Origin of the sequence: Methylomonas koyamae (assembly GCF_019669905.1) — a bacterium.
In the GTDB taxonomy this organism is placed as follows: domain Bacteria; phylum Pseudomonadota; class Gammaproteobacteria; order Methylococcales; family Methylomonadaceae; genus Methylomonas; species Methylomonas koyamae.
Map to the genome: position 1 here is coordinate 1,028,245 of NZ_AP019777.1, position 16,103 is coordinate 1,044,347.

Consider the following 16,103-nt stretch of genomic DNA (forward strand, 5'->3'; position numbering starts at 1 on the left):
AACCGAACAATCAGACCGCGCCCGGCACCGGTACCGCCGAGACTTGGTACAACGAGGTGGTTTCGCTGCCTGCGTTGGCGACGGCCAGATAGCTGCCTTGCGCGTTGCTGTGGAAATTTAAGGTCGGCCGGTCGAAACCGGTCGGTATGGATTGCCGGGCAAGGCGTTCCAAAATCTAAGCTGGCGAACGCGGCGGCAGGCGGGGGCTTTGAAAGCCTGCACGGCGACGGCAAGTGGGGGAGCATTTGCCGTCGGCTGCAGGCTGACAATCTTGGTATTGCCGGCGCTAACGTGCCCTTGATGACCGAGTGGGGGATAGGTAGCGGTAGCAATGCCGGTCAGTCGTCGAGAACATTCCTCGCTAAGTCGCTAGACGCCCTCGCAAAATAGCGAATCTCAGCAAGGAAACAGGTTTTGCAGATGGCGCTTGTAAAACCGGTTTTTCGAGCGCGCTTTCAGAAAGTCGCTGAACAGTTGTTCCGGAACGTGGCAAAATTCCTGGACCGGACGGTCTTTGAAGGCAACTCGCATTTTGCGGCTGTCTTTGTCGTAACCGACCACCTCTATCGTGCTGGATTTAAAGGCTTGCATTTGCATAACGGCCTCCGTTGGATTCAGGGTTTGGATGTGGCGGTCAGGCATGCGAAACCTCGAATAGTTCCGGATAAATCCCGATTTTGCCGCTGGGTATTCCGGCAATTTTGCAGAGCGGCCAAGCGGGCCGCGGTAACGTTCATTTCAATCGATTTTTGGAGGCATTCACGATGAAAACACTATTGGTCACCGGCGCCAACCGCGGCTTGGGCCTGGAGTTTTGCCGGCAATACGCGGCGGCCGGCTGCAATGTCATAGCGGCCTGCCGCCGGCCGGAGCAGGCCGAACAATTGCAGGCTTTAGCCGGCCAATATGCCAGTATCGAGCTGCAAGCGTTGGACGTGGCCGATTTCAGCCAAATCGAAGCCTTGGCGGCCAAGCTGGCCGAGCGCCGAATCGACGTGTTGCTGAACAACGCCGGCGTCTACGGCGACCAGTCCGGCCGCGGCTTCGGCAAGCTGGATTACCAGGCTTGGGCCGATACCTTGGCGATCAACGTCATGGCGCCGGTAAAACTGGCGGAATGCTTTTTGCCGCATCTGCAACGCAGCGATAAACCTTTGATCGCGTCGTTGAGCAGTTTGATGGGCAGCATGACCGACAACAGCAGCGGCGGCAGCATTTTGTACCGTTCCAGCAAGGCCGGCCTGAATGCGGCGATGAAAAGTCTGGCCATCGACCTGCGGCCGCGCAATATCGGCGTGTTGATTCTGCATCCGGGTTGGGTCAGGACCGACATGGGCGGTCCGAACGGCTTGATAGACGTCGAGGAAAGCGTCAGCGGCATGCGCCGCTTGATCGACCGTTTCGACCTGGCCGATAGCGGCAGCTTCGTCAAATACGACGGTTCGCCGCTGCCGTGGTAAGCGCGAGAGTCCGCCGGTCGGGGAAAAACGTTACCGAAATAATGGCTTTCGCAAAAACGGCTATGCTTGAACTTCGATGGCGCGTCGCGGCCGGACACCCGCTTGCCTTGGCTAGCGGCCGCAGAACCCGAAATAGCCGGCATTGGAATTGTTGACAGAACGACTGCATAAATCTTCGATGAATCGCAAAGCCTGCTTGGCCGTTGTTTTTACCGGTTTCAGCGCGTTGGTCCTGGCCGACGCCGATAAAGCCGTGACCGAGATGGATACGGCCGATCTGCTGAATATGCAGGTCATTTCCACCCGCAAGAAATCGCAAGTGACATCGGCTTCGAAAAAAGCCGAATACGTGTCGAATGCGCCGTCGGCGGTGTTCGTGATCGGCAACGACGACATTAAACGTGCCGGCGTCACCAGCGTGCCGGAAGCTTTGCGCTTGGCGCCCGGCGTGGATGTGGCGCGGGTCAGTTCCAGTAAGTGGGCGGTCAGTATCCGCGGTTTTAACGGCATTTTCGCCAACAAGCTGCTGGTCATGATCGATGGCCGCAGCGTCTACAACCCCGGATTTTCCGGCGTATATTGGGACGCTCAGGACGTGATGCTGGAAGACGTCGAGCGCATCGAAGTGATCCGCGGTCCGGCTGCGACGCTGTGGGGCGCCAATGCCGTCAACGGCGTGATCAACATCATTTCCAAGCGGGCCGAGGATACGTCCGGCGGTTTGCTTGCCGGCGGCGGCGGTACCTTGGAAACCGGTTTCGGCGCCTTGCGTTACGGCAAACAATTGGGCGAGGACAGCTACGGCCGGGTTTACGTCAAGGGCTTTCAACGCGAGGGCCTGGGGCAGGTCGAGGGCTTTGCCGCCAGCGCCGACAATTGGGACAAGCAGCAAGGCGGTTTTCGCATCGATTCGCGCCTGTCCAGCCGCGACGAATGGACGCTGCAAGGCGACCTTTACCGTAGCCAGTTAAGCCAAAACGCGCTGTTGCCGGTATTGAGTTCGCCTTACCAGCAAAGCCTGATCGAGAATTTCTCCGCCGCGGGCGCGAATATTCTGTCGCGTTTGCGGCATACCTTCTCCACCAGCGCCGAGTACAGCCTGCAGTTCTATTACGACCACTCCGAACGCGGCAACAATGCGTTTGCCAAGCAGTCGCTGGACACGCTGGACGTCGATTTTCAAAACAGTTTTGCCATCGGCGAGCGGCAGAACGCGATCTGGGGCGTCGGCTATCGGGCCAATCTGGACGAGTTTTCGGATAGCCCGCTGATTCAGCCCACGCGCTTGAAACGCGATACCCATTTGTTCACCGCATTCGTGCAGGACGAGATCATGCTGGTGGACGACAAGCTGTGGCTTACGCTGGGGTCGAAGTTCGAACACAATTCCTATTCCGGTTTCGAAGGCCAGCCGACGGCGCGGCTGATGTGGGCGCCGACTTTGGAACAACGGGTTTGGGCGGCATTCTCCCGCGCGGTGCGGACGCCGTCGCGGGCCGATCACGATATTCGTTTTCTTAACGGCGTGATTCCGACGGAGGTTCCGGGGTTGGGTACGCTGCCGGTCGAAGTCGTGCTGAACGGCAACCGGAATTTTCGGGCCGAAGATGTGCTGTCCTACGAGCTGGGCTACCGCTTCGCCTGGGCCAGCCAGGCTTCGCTGGACCTGACCGCGTTTTACAACGATTACGATAACTTGACAGCCTACCGGGCTGGAGCGTTGTTACCGATCGCTACGCCGGTAGCCCATCTTCTACAACCGATTACTGCCACCAATCTGGGCAAGGCCCATACTTACGGTTTCGAAGCGGCAGCGGTCTGGCAGATGGCCGATTGGTGGCGCTGGGATGCTAATTACAGTTTGCTGAAAACCGAGTTCGGTGCTTTCGTCGGCCTGGCGCAACAGACCAGTCCACAACATAACCTGTCGCTACGCGCCGCCATCAATCCGACGGAACGGGTTTCGCTGGACTTCTGGTTGCGTTACACCGGGCCGCGCAGCGTGGTCGGCAATGGTGCCGGCAACCAGTTGCGGCAACTCAACGGCCGCGCCACTTTCGATACCCGTCTGGCCTGGAAAGTCCTGCCCAGTCTGGAGCTGTCCGTGATCGGCCAAAACCTGCTGGACGAGGGGCGGCTGGAATACATCGACGAGTCCGGCATCATCCAACCGGGCGGGGTCTCGCGCGGCGTCTACGGCAAACTAGAACTGCGGTTTTAACTTTAAAAACGCTGCCGATGGCAGCGATACCTTCCAGCCGGCTTGGCGGTTTCATCGCCGGTTTTCGCCGGTTTCGCTTATCTCCCACCGCACCTAACGCAGGCTTCAAACACTTGTGCTTGCTGCAGCTTGCCTGGTGCCGGCAAAAAAAAATTCCGCCGATGCATTTTATTGCTTGCATATTAATTTCGATTCGATATTATTTCCTCGGCCGCTAACCGACTCCGCCTGACCGGTGCCGCGCCGCGGTACGCGAGGTTCGCGTCGATTACAATTATTACAAGCGAGAGGACGGTTTCATGCAGACACCCGCCAAATTATTACTGGAAAACAAAGCCTGGTCGGAAGCCATAGTCAAGCAACGGCCCGATTATTTCAAGACTTTGGCCAAGGAGCAGCGACCGGAATTCTTATGGATCGGTTGCGCCGATAGCCGGGTGCCGGCCGATACCATCGTCAAGGCCGAGCCCGGCGAAATTTTCGTGCACCGTAACATTGCCAACCAGGTCATCACCACCGATTTCAATGGCTTAAGCGTATTGCAATACGCAGTCAACGTGCTGAAAGTCAAACACGTCATCGTCTGCGGCCATTACGGCTGCGGCGGCGTCGAAGCGGCGTTGCATTCGCAACGCGGCGACTTGGCGATCGCCAACAAGTGGCTGTCGCATATCAAGGAAATTTACCGGCTGTATCAGGACGAGCTGGATAACCTGCCGCCGCGCAAGCGGGTCGACCGCCTGGTGGAATGGAACGTGATCGAGCAAGTGCATCGGCTGGCGCATACCTCCATCGTTCAGGCGGCCTGGGATGCCGGGCAATCTTTGAGTTTGCGCGGTTGGGTTTACGGTTTGAGCGACGGCCTGCTCAACGAATTGGTGCATATGGACCAGAAGTCGTCGATCCACGAAATTTACCAATATGCCGGTTGAATATTCCCCGGCCCGAGAGGAGGTCCGTTATGAAAACTAATGTATCGTACTATCTGAAGTATTTGCGCAACGATGTGCCGGCCAGCGTCGTGGTGTTTCTGGTGGCCTTGCCGCTGTGTCTGGGCGTCGCGCTGGCGTCGGGCGCACCGCTATTTTCCGGCGTTATCGCCGGCATGGTCGGCGGCATCGTCGTCGCTTGGTTTAGCGGTTCCCATCTCAGCGTGTCCGGCCCCGCCGCCGGTCTGACCGTAATTGTCTATAACGCCATCGAGACCCTGGGCGATTTCAAGGCCTTTTTATTGAGCCTGGCCATCGCCGGCGTAATCCAAATGAGCCTGGGATTTTTGCGCGCCGGCCTGATCGGCGCGTTCTTTCCGGGGGCAGTGATCAAGGGCATGCTGGCGGCGATCGGCATGATTTTGATCATTAAACAGACGCCGCACGCGACCGGCTACGACGCCGGTTACGCCGCCGACGAGAGTTACATGCCCGATACTGCCGGAGCGAGTTTTCTGGAGTTCACCCAGTCGCTGAACGGCATTTCGCCGGGAGCGACCTTGGTCGCCGCGGTGGCATTACTGATTTTGATCGGGTGGGATAGCGGCTTCATCAAGCGCTTCAGCATCTTGAAAATGGTACCCGGTCCGCTGTTGGCGGTAGTTTGGGGCGTGCTGTTCAATAACTGGGCCTTGGCTTACGCCCCGGAATGGTCGATTGCCGAGAAATACCTGGTTTCGCTGCCGGAATTGGGTTCCACCAGCAATTTTGTCGCCCAGTTGCGTATGCCGGATTTCAGTTATATCGAGAACCCCAAAATTTACAGCGTCGCGCTGACCTTGGCGATTATTGCCAGCCTGGAAACGCTGTTGAGCATTGAGGCGGTCGATAAACTCGATCCGCACAAACGCATATCGCCGACCAACCGCGAGTTGAAGGCGCAAGGTTTGGGCAACCTGATCAGCGGCTTGATTGGCGGTTTGCCGATCACCGCGGTCATCGTGCGCAGCTCGGCCAATATCAACGCCGGCGGCCAGACCCGGATATCCGGCTTCCTGCACGGCGTGTTGCTGATGGTCAGCGTGCTGTTTTTCGCCCGTTACCTGAACATGATTCCGCTGTCCTGCCTGGCGGCGATTTTGCTGCAGACCGGTTATAAACTGGCCAAACCGGCGATGTTTTTCGAATTTTACAAAAAAGGCCCGAACCAGTTCATCCCGTTCGCGATTACTGTGTTCGCCATTTTGTTCACCGACTTGTTGGAAGGCATCGCCATCGGCATGGCCTGCGGCATCTTCTTCGTGCTGCGCGCCAATTTCCATGTCGCGATGTCGTTGACCCAACATGGTTCGCATTACCTGCTGAGGCTGCACAAGGATGTGTCTTTTTTGAACAAGGCCCTGCTGCGCAACCATTTGAGCAATATCCCGGACGATAGCGAACTGATTATCGACGGCGGCAAAACCCTGTTCATCGACCACGACATCCTGGAAACCATTGCCGATTTCCTGCTGGCCGCGCCGGACCGGAATATTTCGGTAGAACTGCAAGGCTTCGATCTGGCATTTCCGGCGCTGGGCTACGAGGCCGGCTTCTCGCCGCGGTTGGCGGCGTCAGCGTCCCACGCCTGACGGCCGCACAGGTATCCGCAAAAAGCGGCGGTTCACGCCGGCGTTACACTACCGGGCCCAGGCCGGCTTGGACAAAGTCGATAAAGGCCCGGGTCTTGCCGGGCATCAGCCGCCGGCCGGGAAACACCAGCCAAGCCGTGGTTTGCGGCAAACACCAGTCCGGCAGGACTCGCTGCAACTCTCCGCTTTGCAGGTAGGCCGCCGCATAGGCATCCGGGGCGGCGACGATGCCCCGGCCGCGGCAGGCCAGCTTGACCAGCAACTCCGGCGAATTCGCCAGAATCCGGGCCGGCGGCAACCCCTGCCAGCGGCGCTCGCCGCATTCGAGTTGCCATTGCGGCGGCTCGCGGTAACGGCCGGGCAGGCTTAGCGCGTGATAGCGGCCTAAGTCTTCCGGCCGCTCCGGCTGGCCGTGCCGCGCCAGGTAAGCCGGCGCCGCGTACAACCCCCAGCTTTGGCGGTTCAGGCGGGTGGCGGTTAAGTTGGCGTCGTCCGGCAGATCGCCCATCCGAATCGCCAGATCGAAATGCTCGCCGACCAAATCCACCCGCCGGGCGGACAAATCGATTTCCAGTGCAATCGCCGGATAGCGGGCGCTGAACTCGGCCAACACCGGTACCAGAAACAAGGTGGCAAAGTCGTTCGGCAGCGAAATGCGCAGCGTGCCGCTGGGTTGGGTTTGCCGGTGTTCGGCCCAGGCCCGGGCGGCGTCGATTTCCTCGCCGATCTGGCGGCCATGCTGCAGCAGACGCAAACCGAATTCGGTCAATTGCAATTGCCGAGTGGTGCGCTGCAACAGGCGTTCGCCCAATTGCTTTTCCAGATGGCTGATGCGGCGCGACAGGGTCGACTTGGGCAAGCCCAGCAATTCTGCGGCCTTGGAAAAACTGCCGGCGTCGGCGACTTTGGCGAACAGCCACAAATCGTTGGCTTCGATAGTCATTGATTGTTCCTCCTATGGAACAATGTTATCCGTTTTCCGGTCTTCTGCCCATTATCGCCCTGGCGTATAGTCTGTCCGACTTCAACATTTCGGGAGACCGCTATGAACATTCTGCAAATCAATTCCAGCATTCGGGCCGAAACCGCCCACTCCAGCCGCCTGGCCGATAGCTTGGTCGGCAAATTGCGCCGCCGCTTTCCGCAGGCGCGGCTGACCGTGCGCGATTTGGCGAAAATGCCGCATCCGGTGTTGGACGCGGCGGCATTGGCAGCGCTTAGTACGCCGGCCGAGCAGCGCACTGCGGAACAGGCGCAACGGGTGGCGTTGGACGATGCCTTGATCGCCGAGATCCAGCAAGCCGACCGGATCGTGATCGGCGCGCCGATGTATAACTTCGGCATTCCGGCACAACTGAAAGCCTGGATCGATGCGATTGCCAGGGCTAGAGTCACGTTCCGCTATACCGAACACGGTGTGGAAGGTTTGTTAAAGGGTAAAAAAGTCTATGTGATTCAAACCGCCGGCGGCGTACACAGCGGTTCGGCAGCAGACAGCCAGACGGTTTACTTGCGCACCGTGTTGGGATTTTTGGGAATGGAAGACATCGAATTCGTTTATGCGGAAGGCTTGGCGTTGGGGGAGGACGCGGTGCAAAGTGCCTTGCAATCCGCCGAAGCCAAAATCTCGGCCTTGGCCGCTTAATTTTTCCAGCGGGGAGTATCGTCATGAACGCACAAATCGAACCAGCCGAAACCGTGCAACAGTCGCGGCAGATCGAACAACTGGTGGAGGGTAGGGCAACCTCGGACGGCGCCGGCGTCAAATTGACCCGGCTATTGGGTCAAGACTTGCAGCGGCGGCTGGATCCGTTTCTGATGCTGGACGCGTTTGCCAGCGAGTCGGCCGACGATTACATCGCCGGCTTTCCGAACCATCCGCACCGTGGCTTCGAGACCTTGACCTATCTGCTGGCGGGCCGGATGCGCCACCGCGACAATGCCGGCCACGAAGGCTTGCTGGAAACCGGCGGCATGCAATGGATGACGGCCGGCCGCGGCATCGTCCACTCGGAAATGCCGGAACAAAAGGACGGCTTGCTGGCCGGATTTCAATTGTGGATCAACTTGCCGGCTGCCGACAAGATGGTGCCGGCCTGGTATCGCGACGTGCAAAGCCCGGACATTCCGCAATTCGGCCGCGCCGGCGCCCGGGTAAGGGTGTTGGCCGGTGCCAGCCACGGCGTAACCGGCCCGATTCAACGGCCGAAGACCGAACCGCTGGTGTTGGATCTGGAGTTGCCGGCCGGTACTCGCTTCGAGCAGCCGTTGCCGGCTGGGCATAACGCGTTTTTTTACGTCTACGGCGGCGAGGTCGAGGTGGCCGGGCGTATTGCCGACCGCGGGCGGATGGCGGTGTTGAGCACGAATCCGCGAGCCGATGGCGTCGCTTTGCACGCGCTGGCAGACAGCCGGGTACTGCTGGTTGCCGGCGCGCCGCTCGGCGAAGCCATCGTCCAACACGGGCCGTTTGTCATGAACAGCCGCGAGCAGATCGAACAAGCGGTATACGACTACCAGCACGGCCGTTTCGGATTTAACAATTCGGATTGAAGTCGCGGCAGCCTTTGCATTACCGCACCGAACGAGCCGGTGTCGCGCCGGCTCCGCAGCCCGTGTAGTCGATTAATATCCCGCCGCCGATGATGGCCGGTACGCCGTTCGGGCCACGCTCGGCGCAGGCTGTCTAAGCTTGATCTGGATTGCCCCAATGCGGCTAAGTCGAGCGATTCGATTGTCACGCCCCTCTTTGAAAAAGAGGGGGGCGGGGGAGATTTTTCAAAACATACCGAACTCAAGTCTCGCCCACGGTTTTGGGTCCTAAGCCCACCCGAACCAGCCGCGCTCCGCTACCGGCGCTTATCGCTTCCTGTCGCCGATAGATCGCCGTTCATTTCCTCCGCGAAGCCGGTCCGGCCCGCCGCCAGCCGGATTTTTGCTTTGCCCGTTGTGAGCAACCGCCCACACGATTTAGCGAACACGTTGATAAAATCGGTGTAAATTAACCGACCTCATTTGCCGGCGGTTGCTGTTTAGTCGGACCATGAGGCGGCATTCGGGAATGGATTGCCGGAGGCGGGGAGTGTGTGGCAAAACGCAGAAATGATTAATTGGTTTGGCATTCGTTCTCATTTGGCTAAGCTTATGCCGCTCTAGTGCTTTGTAACTAATTTGAACCGAACCCGAATCACTATGCCTTGTTTGACCGGAAACCGCCGCCCCGCGTTGCTGGCCGCTTGCCTGTTGCTGAATGCCGCTGTGGCGCGCACCGACGACGGCCGCGCCGCGCCGCCGGCCGGCGAAGACGAACAGGCCGTCCTGTTCGGCGAATTGCCGTCGGTGTTCAGCGCTTCCCGCCACGAACAGCCGATTACCAAAGCGCCGGCCGCGGTCGACGTCATTACTTCGGAACAAATCAAACATTACGGCTGGCGTACCGTGGCGGCCATGCTGGGTAGCTTGCCCGGCTTTTTGGCAACCTACGACCGGGCTTACCAACGCGTCGGCGTCCGCGGCTTCGCCCCGCCGGGCGATTACAACACCCGTATCCTGGTGCTGATCGACGGCCACCGGATCAACGAAAGTTTGCAGGACTATGCCGGCCTGGGCCGGGATTTTCCGGTCGACGTGGAAAACATCGAGCGGGTCGAAGTCGTACGCGGCCCGGCGTCGTCCTTGTACGGCAGCAGCGCGGTGTTTGCCGTGGTCAACGTCATCACCCTGCGCGGCCGCGATTTGCAGGGCGTGCGGCTGGGCGGAGAAGTGGCCAGTTACGGCAGCGAGCAGGGCCAGGTCAGTTACGGCCAGAAATTCGCCAACGGCCTGGAAGGTTTGCTCTCGGCCAGTTACTACCATAGCGACGGCCATAATTCGCTGAACTACGGCAATCTGGGTTCGGCCGATTGGCTGGACCAGGAACAAGTCGAGCGCCTGTTCGGCAAACTGGCTTGGGGCGACTTTACCCTGAGCGGCGGCTACATGCAGCGCAAAAAATACCTGCCGGCCGGCAGCGTCGGCGCCGACTTCGGCGTGCCCGGCAGCAATTACCACGACCGCCGGGCTTATGCCGATTTGAACTACCGGCATACCTTCAGCGGCGATTGGGAAGCCACCGGCCGCCTGTTTTGGGACGGCTACGAGTTCGACGACGATCTGAACAGCCGGCCGGCGCCGCAGCAATTGTTGACCAACCAGGATTATTGGCAGGGCAATTGGCTGGGCGGAGAAGTGTTGTTGAGCCACACTTTTTTCGACAGCCACCGCTTGACGCTGGGTAGCGAGTACCGCCGCAACTATAGCCAGCACATGGCCAATTACGACCTGCAGACCGGTTTCCAGTGGGCGGACAACCGCTTGAACAGCAGCATCGCCGGCGTATTCCTGCAAGACGAATGGGCCATTCTCGACAATCTGAGTCTGCACGCCGGCGCCCGCTACGACCACTACGACAACTTCGGCGGTACTGCCAATCCCCGGCTGGGCCTGATCTACCAGCCTTTCGCCGACACCACGCTGAAGTTGCTGTACGGCACCGCATTTCGGGCGCCGAATGCCTTCGAAACCTATTACACCTGCTGCTCCGGTACCTGGATCGGCAATCCGGCCTTGAAACCGGAGCGGATCGAATCCTACGAAATCGTGCTGGAACAGAAAATCGGCGAGCATTTCAACGTCCGCTTCAGCCCGTACTACAACAAACTGAGCAATTTGATCAACCAGGTCGATGCCGACGTCAGGCAATTCCGCAACCAGGGCAACGCCGAGGCACACGGCCTGGAGACCCAGTTGCAAGGCCATTACCGCAACTTCGAAGGCCGCGTCAGTTACACCTACCAGCAGACCCGGATCGCCGGGCTGGAACAAGCGCCCAATTCGCCGTCGCACATGATCAAATTCAATCTGAGCGCACCCTTGTGGCAGGACAAATTGTTCGCCAGTTGGGAATTGCAGTACGTCAGCCAACGCGCCAATCCGGGCTATGCCGCGACCGGCGCATACACCGTCAGCAATCTGGTGCTGTTCTCCCGCAAATGGCTGCCGGGCGTCGAACTGACCGGCGGCATTTACAATCTGTTCGACGAGGATTATGCCGATCCGCGGATTCCGCCCAATGCCAATCTGCCCGACCATATTCCGCAAGACGGCCGCAACCTTCGGCTGAGGTTGGGCCTTGAATTTTAAACCCGCGGCCGCGGTTCGGCTGCGGACCGGCAGCAGCTGGTTCGGCTGGCAGTGGTTGCCGGCGGTTTGGCTGTGGCTGCGGGCCAAGTCCGGCCTGGGCAGGGGGTGCGTCCGGATTTGCTTGGGGTTTGCCGCACTTTGCCCCGGCGTCAGAATCTCGGCAGCCGACATCCTGGTGCTGCAAAGCCACGATTCCGCGCCGTACCGGCAAACCGTGCAAGGCTTCAGCGCCGCGCTGGCGCAACGCGGTTTGCACGCCAGCATCGAAACCCGCACGGTCGGCGACGAGGCCGTCGCGGCGATCAACGAGCATTTACGCGCGGAGGCGCCGCAATTGCTGTTGGCCTTGGGTACGCCGGCCGCGCGCGCGACAATGGCCGCCGGCCAAACTACCCCGGTCGTGGCCGGCCTGTTGCTGGACAGCGACGAGTTGCGCGGCAAACCGCGCCTGACCGGCGTCGGCCTGGATTTTCCGCCGGCATTGCAATGGCGTTGGTTGCGCCGGCTGTTGCCGGAAGTCCGCCACATCGCCGTGATCTACGATCCTCACCGCGGGCTGCCGACGTTCGAGGCCTTGCAACAATTGGCCAGGGCCGACGGCATCGAACTGGTACCGGCGCCGGCCGCCGCGCCGGAGGACCTGCCCAGGTTGCTGAAGGAGTTGCCGGCCCAACTCGACGCCTTGTGGGCGGTCGACGGCGTGGCGGCATTCAATGCCGTCGCGGTGCGGGAGCTGCTGTTGTATTCGTTCCGCAATCGGACGCCGCTGATCGGCTTATCGGAGCAATGGGTCAAGGCCGGAGCGATTTATGCGTTGGATTGGGATTATGCCGATCTCGGCGCCCAGGCCGCGGAGTTGGCCTGGAACATCCTGGCCAACGGCGCGGCGCCGTCCAGCCTGCCGCCGCAGACGCCGCGCAAAGTCCGGGTGGTTTACAACGGCCGCACGCTGGAGCACATGAAACTGAGCCTGCCGGAGCGCTGGTTGCCGGAAATCAGCGAGGTGGCGCCGTGAGCAGAAGCTCGATGAACATGGCGACGCGCTTCAATCTGCTGAACGCCGCGCTGGTGCTGGTGACTGCACTCGGCGTCGGCTTTATCGCCACCTATACCCAATTGACCCGGCAGTTCGAGGCGCGGCAGCAGCACAGTCTGGCGCTGGCGACGATGTTGGCCGAGACCAGCGAATACGCGGTGTTCACCGGCCAGGGCAAATTGCTCGAACACCAGTTGGAGCGCTTGCGCAAGGTGCCGGGTCTGGCGTATGCCGTGATCGTCGACGCCCAGGGCCGAGAATTGGCGCGGATGTCGGTCGACGTCCGCTACGACGCCCGGCCGGCGCCCCAGTCCGGCAAAGCGCCGGAGAGTTTCTGGAATTGGTGGCAGGCGTCGAACCGCCACGGTTTGCTGGAGATCGTGCAGCCGATCACCAGCGGCGGCTTTCAGAACGAGGATGCGCTGTTTTTGCAAGCGTCGACCAGTAGTGCCGTGATCGGCGAGGTGCGGCTGGCGATGAATCTGGACGATTTCGTCGCGGTGGTGCGCCACGCCGTGCGCTGGGGCTTGCTGGTGGTCGCGGTGATTTTGCTGATCGGCTTGGCCGTGTCGTTGGCGATGACGGCCCGGATCGCGTCGCCGCTGAAACGTCTGGCCGACGCCGCCCACCAATTGATAGACGGCCGCATGCAACCGGTGGAACTGGACAGCGGCGGCCCGGAAGTGCGCGAATTGGGGCAGGCGTTCAATTTGATGGTGTCGTGGCTGACCGATTACCGGGCCGAAGTGCAAAGTTACCAGAGCATGCTGGAACGCCAGGCGTTCTACGACGAACTGACCGGGTTGGCCAACCGTAATTTGTTGAAAGACCACCTGCAATTGGCACTGAACCAGACCCACCGCCGGCGCAGTTCGATGGCTTTGCTGTTCCTCGATCTGGACCGTTTCAAATACGTCAACGACACCTTGGGCCATTCGTTCGGCGACCAATTGTTGCAGGAAGTCTCTGAACGTCTGCGCAATGCGGTCAGGGCCACCGATACGGTCGGACGCATGGGCGGCGACGAGTTCGTTATCATTCTGGTCGACTTGGATCGCGACGTGGCCGTGGCCCGCCGGGAAGCGGCACGGGCGGCCGAACAAATCGGCCAGGTGTTGCACCAGCCGTTTTCGATTCGCGGCCACGACATCAGCACCAGCTTCAGTATCGGCATCGCCTTGTGCCCGCACGACGGCGACGACAGCGAAGCCCTGATCCGCTACGCCGACTGTGCGATGTACGATGCCAAGACCCAAGGCCGCAACACCTACCGCTTCTACGAACCGGCGCTGCAGCAGCGTGGCGCCCGGCGCCTGAATCTGGAAAACGGCCTGAAACGCGCGCTGGAACTGGGCGAATTAATGCTGTACTTCCAACCCAAGTACGATTGCGCCCGCCGCCGCCTGATCGGCGCCGAGGCCTTGCTGCGCTGGCAATACAAGCATGAATGGATCTCGCCGACCGAATTCATCCCGTTGGCCGAGGAAACCGGCCTGATTCTGCCGCTCGGCGAATGGGTGCTGGAGGCCGCATTGAATACCCTAGCCGAATGGCGGCATCAGCAGTTGGTCGACGACGAATTCCATATCGGCGTCAACGTGTCGCCGGCTCAATTCTGGCATCCGCAATTTGCCCAACGCACCTTGGAGATTTTGCAGCGTTGCCTGCCCGGCGGCCAGGGCCTGCTGGAGTTGGAATTGACCGAAAGCTGCCTGCTCAGGCCGTCCGAGGAAAGCCAACGTACCTTCAATGCCTTGCGCCAGGCCGGCGTGCGTTTCGCCGTCGACGACTTCGGCACTGGCTACTCCAATCTCGGCTATCTGAAACAGTTTCCGCTCGACGTGTTGAAGATCGACCAATCCTTTGTTCGCGATTGTATCGACGACCTCAGCGACGCCACCATCATCCGCGCCATCATCGCGATGGCGCACGGCTTGGGCCTGGCCGTGATCGCCGAGGGCGTCGAAACCCTGGAGCATGCCGAGTTTCTGAAACGCGAAGGCTGCGAATTGTTGCAAGGTTACCTGCTGGCCAAACCGATGCCGGCCGACCAGTTCGCCGAATTTTGCCGGCAACTGGCTTTCCATCCCTACCTGGGCAGCGTCGCGGCAAGCCATGCCGCCGGCGCCGAATAGCCGAGTTAGCCGGCTCGATACTATCGGCTTGAAATTAATTTGAGCGCGCTCCGGAACCATGTTAGATAGGCGGTAACACTGACCCTATCGCTGGAGGCCGCCATGTCCGATTGTCACTTTGCCAAAACTGTACGCCGCGCCGCGATCGGCTGCAGCTTGTTGTTTGCGGCTGCGGCCGGCCATGCCGTCGAATGCGGCATGGCGCAAGCCTTCAAACAGCCGGACGGCAATGCCAAAACCGGCTTTACCCCGGTCTGGTCCGACCATGACGCCAAGGCGCTGTTTTTCATCGAAGCGCTCAACGTCAATACCGACGGTACTCGCCGCTCGTACAGCGTCGACGATTTTTGGGGAGAGGAAAAAGCGCTGAACAACTTGTGCAACGCCATGAGCGACGCCTGCGCCGGACTGGATAAGGAGGGCTTGCGCCAGCGGCGTCTGCTGACCCAAAAAGCCTTTGCGGCGGGATGGCCGGCCGATCTGACGGCACAAACCAAAATCTCGCCGGCGATTATCCCGTTCGTAGCCGGGAAACCCTGTCCGCCGGTGGATGGCTTTCTGGTGTCCGCCACCGCCTTGCATAAACCGAACGTGGCCGACGCCTGCGACATCGGCAATTACGCCGACGCCTTGGTCACACCGGCGCTGGTCCTGCCGAAAAACCCCGGCAAAAACACCCTGTCGGAATTTGCCAAACGCAATGCCAAGGTCGGCGATTTGGCCGTAGCGCTGGTGCCGGGCGGTTCCGCACCGGTATTTGCCGTGGTCGGCGATACCGGACCGGCCAAGGAATTGGGCGAAGGTTCGGTGGCCTTGAACGGCAAATTGCTCGGCAAAAACGCGCCGCCGGCCAACTATCAGGAGGTGCGCGGCAAGGGTAAATACAAAGGCAAGGCCTGGACGGTACCGCAAGCGATGGTGCTGATCTTCCCGGCCAGCCGCGACAGCGCCGATCCGTACATGACCCCGGAACGCATCGACGCCGCAGCGAAACAACGGTTCGACGATTGGGGCGGCCTGGAACGGCTCACTGCCTGTGCTGACGCATACGGCCGTTGACGGCATTGCGGGTAGGCCAAGTGCGGCCGGTCGTGTGCGCGGCGCCGGAATATTTAAGGCGCCGTGAAGGACCCAACCACCCGAGGGAACCGGCCTGCCACGCCCTAATCGCCGCCGGCGGCCTCGGCGCCGGCCCGGACTGGCGCTTCGGCAGCGGCGCGGATGCGCTCAGCGTGCGCGTCCAGCCCCGGCTGGTCACGACCACGATAGACGCCGCCATCGAAGCCCCGTGCTAGGCCTGGGCCTGGCCCCGCCTGCTGTCTCCTACCAAGTCGCCCCTTACCTGGCCAGCGGCCAATTACAAACCGTGCTGACCCACTCCGAACCGCCGCCTATCCCGATCCACGTGCTGCACCGCGAAGGCCGTTACGCCTCGGCCAAGGTCAGAAGCTTCGTGGATTTGATTTCCGAAAAGTTGCGGAGGGAAGCGCGGTGGTTGTGAGACGGCTAA

At 60.4% G+C, this 16,103-nt stretch carries 15 protein-coding genes; 12 read left to right on the plus strand and 3 right to left on the minus strand.

Features of this window, described 5'->3' with window-relative positions:
• Window positions 1–10 precede the first annotated feature (10 nt).
• Together MKFW12EY_RS05045 and MKFW12EY_RS05050 are read right to left on the minus strand one after the other, a co-directional pair.
• On the minus strand, window positions 11–172 hold the full coding sequence (locus tag MKFW12EY_RS05045; RefSeq protein WP_157199527.1) for a hypothetical protein: 162 nt from the start codon (window positions 170–172) through the stop codon (window positions 11–13).
• A gap of 224 nt (window positions 173–396) precedes the next feature.
• Complete coding sequence (locus MKFW12EY_RS05050) at window positions 397–597, minus strand: KTSC domain-containing protein (RefSeq protein WP_221054108.1); 201 nt, start codon at window positions 595–597, stop codon at window positions 397–399.
• A 167-nt stretch (window positions 598–764) separates the two neighbouring features.
• On the opposite strand from MKFW12EY_RS05050, the gene MKFW12EY_RS05055 reads away from it, so the two are divergent.
• The 4 genes from MKFW12EY_RS05055 (at window position 765) to MKFW12EY_RS05070 (ending at window position 6,241) form a co-directional block, all read left to right on the plus strand.
• Window positions 765–1,460 (plus strand): SDR family oxidoreductase, encoded by a 696-nt coding sequence (locus MKFW12EY_RS05055; protein WP_221054109.1) that lies wholly within the window; start codon window positions 765–767, stop codon window positions 1,458–1,460.
• Between the two features lie 178 nt (window positions 1,461–1,638).
• A complete protein-coding gene (locus MKFW12EY_RS05060; protein WP_221054110.1) occupies window positions 1,639–3,681 on the plus strand; it encodes a TonB-dependent receptor plug domain-containing protein in 2,043 nt (680 codons plus the stop codon).
• Between the two features lie 299 nt (window positions 3,682–3,980).
• Window positions 3,981–4,613 (plus strand): carbonic anhydrase, encoded by a 633-nt coding sequence (locus MKFW12EY_RS05065; protein ID WP_054763247.1) that lies wholly within the window; start codon window positions 3,981–3,983, stop codon window positions 4,611–4,613.
• A 29-nt stretch (window positions 4,614–4,642) separates the two neighbouring features.
• A complete protein-coding gene (locus tag MKFW12EY_RS05070; protein WP_221054111.1) occupies window positions 4,643–6,241 on the plus strand; it encodes a SulP family inorganic anion transporter in 1,599 nt (532 codons plus the stop codon).
• Window positions 6,242–6,284: 43 nt separating this feature from the next.
• Here the strand turns inward: MKFW12EY_RS05070 and MKFW12EY_RS05075 are convergent, their stop codons facing one another.
• Complete coding sequence (locus tag MKFW12EY_RS05075) at window positions 6,285–7,184, minus strand: LysR family transcriptional regulator (RefSeq protein ID WP_054763246.1); 900 nt, start codon at window positions 7,182–7,184, stop codon at window positions 6,285–6,287.
• A gap of 102 nt (window positions 7,185–7,286) precedes the next feature.
• On the opposite strand from MKFW12EY_RS05075, the gene MKFW12EY_RS05080 reads away from it, so the two are divergent.
• The 8 genes from MKFW12EY_RS05080 (at window position 7,287) to MKFW12EY_RS05115 (ending at window position 16,094) form a co-directional block, all read left to right on the plus strand.
• The gene (locus MKFW12EY_RS05080; RefSeq protein ID WP_054763245.1) at window positions 7,287–7,886 is read left to right on the plus strand and encodes an FMN-dependent NADH-azoreductase; all 600 of its coding nucleotides are present in this window, start codon (window positions 7,287–7,289) and stop codon (window positions 7,884–7,886) included.
• A gap of 23 nt (window positions 7,887–7,909) precedes the next feature.
• Window positions 7,910–8,794 carry a pirin family protein gene (locus MKFW12EY_RS05085; protein ID WP_054763244.1) on the plus strand — a complete coding sequence of 295 codons (885 nt, stop codon included), beginning with the start codon at window positions 7,910–7,912 and terminating at the stop codon, window positions 8,792–8,794.
• Window positions 8,795–9,433: 639 nt separating this feature from the next.
• A complete protein-coding gene (locus MKFW12EY_RS05090) occupies window positions 9,434–11,422 on the plus strand; it encodes a TonB-dependent receptor plug domain-containing protein (protein ID WP_221054112.1) in 1,989 nt (662 codons plus the stop codon).
• Window positions 11,412–12,437 carry an ABC transporter substrate-binding protein gene (locus MKFW12EY_RS05095; RefSeq protein ID WP_221054113.1) on the plus strand — a complete coding sequence of 342 codons (1,026 nt, stop codon included), beginning with the start codon at window positions 11,412–11,414 and terminating at the stop codon, window positions 12,435–12,437. Before MKFW12EY_RS05090 ends, MKFW12EY_RS05095 begins: the two co-directional genes overlap by 11 nt.
• Before the next feature lie 11 nt (window positions 12,438–12,448).
• Window positions 12,449–14,593: a putative bifunctional diguanylate cyclase/phosphodiesterase gene (locus tag MKFW12EY_RS05100; protein WP_221054114.1), complete on the plus strand. Its 2,145-nt coding sequence runs from the start codon at window positions 12,449–12,451 to the stop codon at window positions 14,591–14,593.
• A gap of 102 nt (window positions 14,594–14,695) precedes the next feature.
• Entirely contained in the window at window positions 14,696–15,652 is a 957-nt protein-coding gene (locus tag MKFW12EY_RS05105) for a glycoside hydrolase family 75 protein (RefSeq protein WP_221054115.1), read from the plus strand.
• Window positions 15,649–15,888, plus strand: coding sequence for a type 2 periplasmic-binding domain-containing protein (locus MKFW12EY_RS05110; RefSeq protein ID WP_221054116.1), 240 nt, complete (start codon window positions 15,649–15,651; stop codon window positions 15,886–15,888). Before MKFW12EY_RS05105 ends, MKFW12EY_RS05110 begins: the two co-directional genes overlap by 4 nt.
• Window positions 15,882–16,094, plus strand: coding sequence for a LysR substrate-binding domain-containing protein (locus tag MKFW12EY_RS05115; protein WP_054763618.1), 213 nt, complete (start codon window positions 15,882–15,884; stop codon window positions 16,092–16,094). The genes MKFW12EY_RS05110 and MKFW12EY_RS05115 overlap by 7 nt, the downstream gene beginning before the upstream one ends.
• Window positions 16,095–16,103 lie beyond the last annotated feature (9 nt).

Excerpts from the sequence above, each read along its gene's own strand:
- MKFW12EY_RS05060 (WP_221054110.1), top strand. The coding sequence starts at position 1,639 with ATGAATCGCAAAGCCTGCTTGGCCGTTGTTTTTACCGGTTTCAGCGCG.
- MKFW12EY_RS05075 (WP_054763246.1), bottom strand. The coding sequence starts at position 7,184 with ATGACTATCGAAGCCAACGATTTGTGGCTGTTCGCCAAAGTCGCCGAC.
- MKFW12EY_RS05085 (WP_054763244.1), top strand. The coding sequence starts at position 7,910 with ATGAACGCACAAATCGAACCAGCCGAAACCGTGCAACAGTCGCGGCAG.
- MKFW12EY_RS05050 (WP_221054108.1), bottom strand. The coding sequence starts at position 597 with ATGCAAATGCAAGCCTTTAAATCCAGCACGATAGAGGTGGTCGGTTAC.
- MKFW12EY_RS05065 (WP_054763247.1), top strand. The coding sequence starts at position 3,981 with ATGCAGACACCCGCCAAATTATTACTGGAAAACAAAGCCTGGTCGGAA.
- MKFW12EY_RS05090 (WP_221054112.1), top strand. The coding sequence starts at position 9,434 with ATGCCTTGTTTGACCGGAAACCGCCGCCCCGCGTTGCTGGCCGCTTGC.
- MKFW12EY_RS05105 (WP_221054115.1), top strand. The coding sequence starts at position 14,696 with ATGTCCGATTGTCACTTTGCCAAAACTGTACGCCGCGCCGCGATCGGC.
- MKFW12EY_RS05055 (WP_221054109.1), top strand. The coding sequence starts at position 765 with ATGAAAACACTATTGGTCACCGGCGCCAACCGCGGCTTGGGCCTGGAG.
- MKFW12EY_RS05070 (WP_221054111.1), top strand. The coding sequence starts at position 4,643 with ATGAAAACTAATGTATCGTACTATCTGAAGTATTTGCGCAACGATGTG.
- MKFW12EY_RS05100 (WP_221054114.1), top strand. The coding sequence starts at position 12,449 with ATGAACATGGCGACGCGCTTCAATCTGCTGAACGCCGCGCTGGTGCTG.
- MKFW12EY_RS05080 (WP_054763245.1), top strand. The coding sequence starts at position 7,287 with ATGAACATTCTGCAAATCAATTCCAGCATTCGGGCCGAAACCGCCCAC.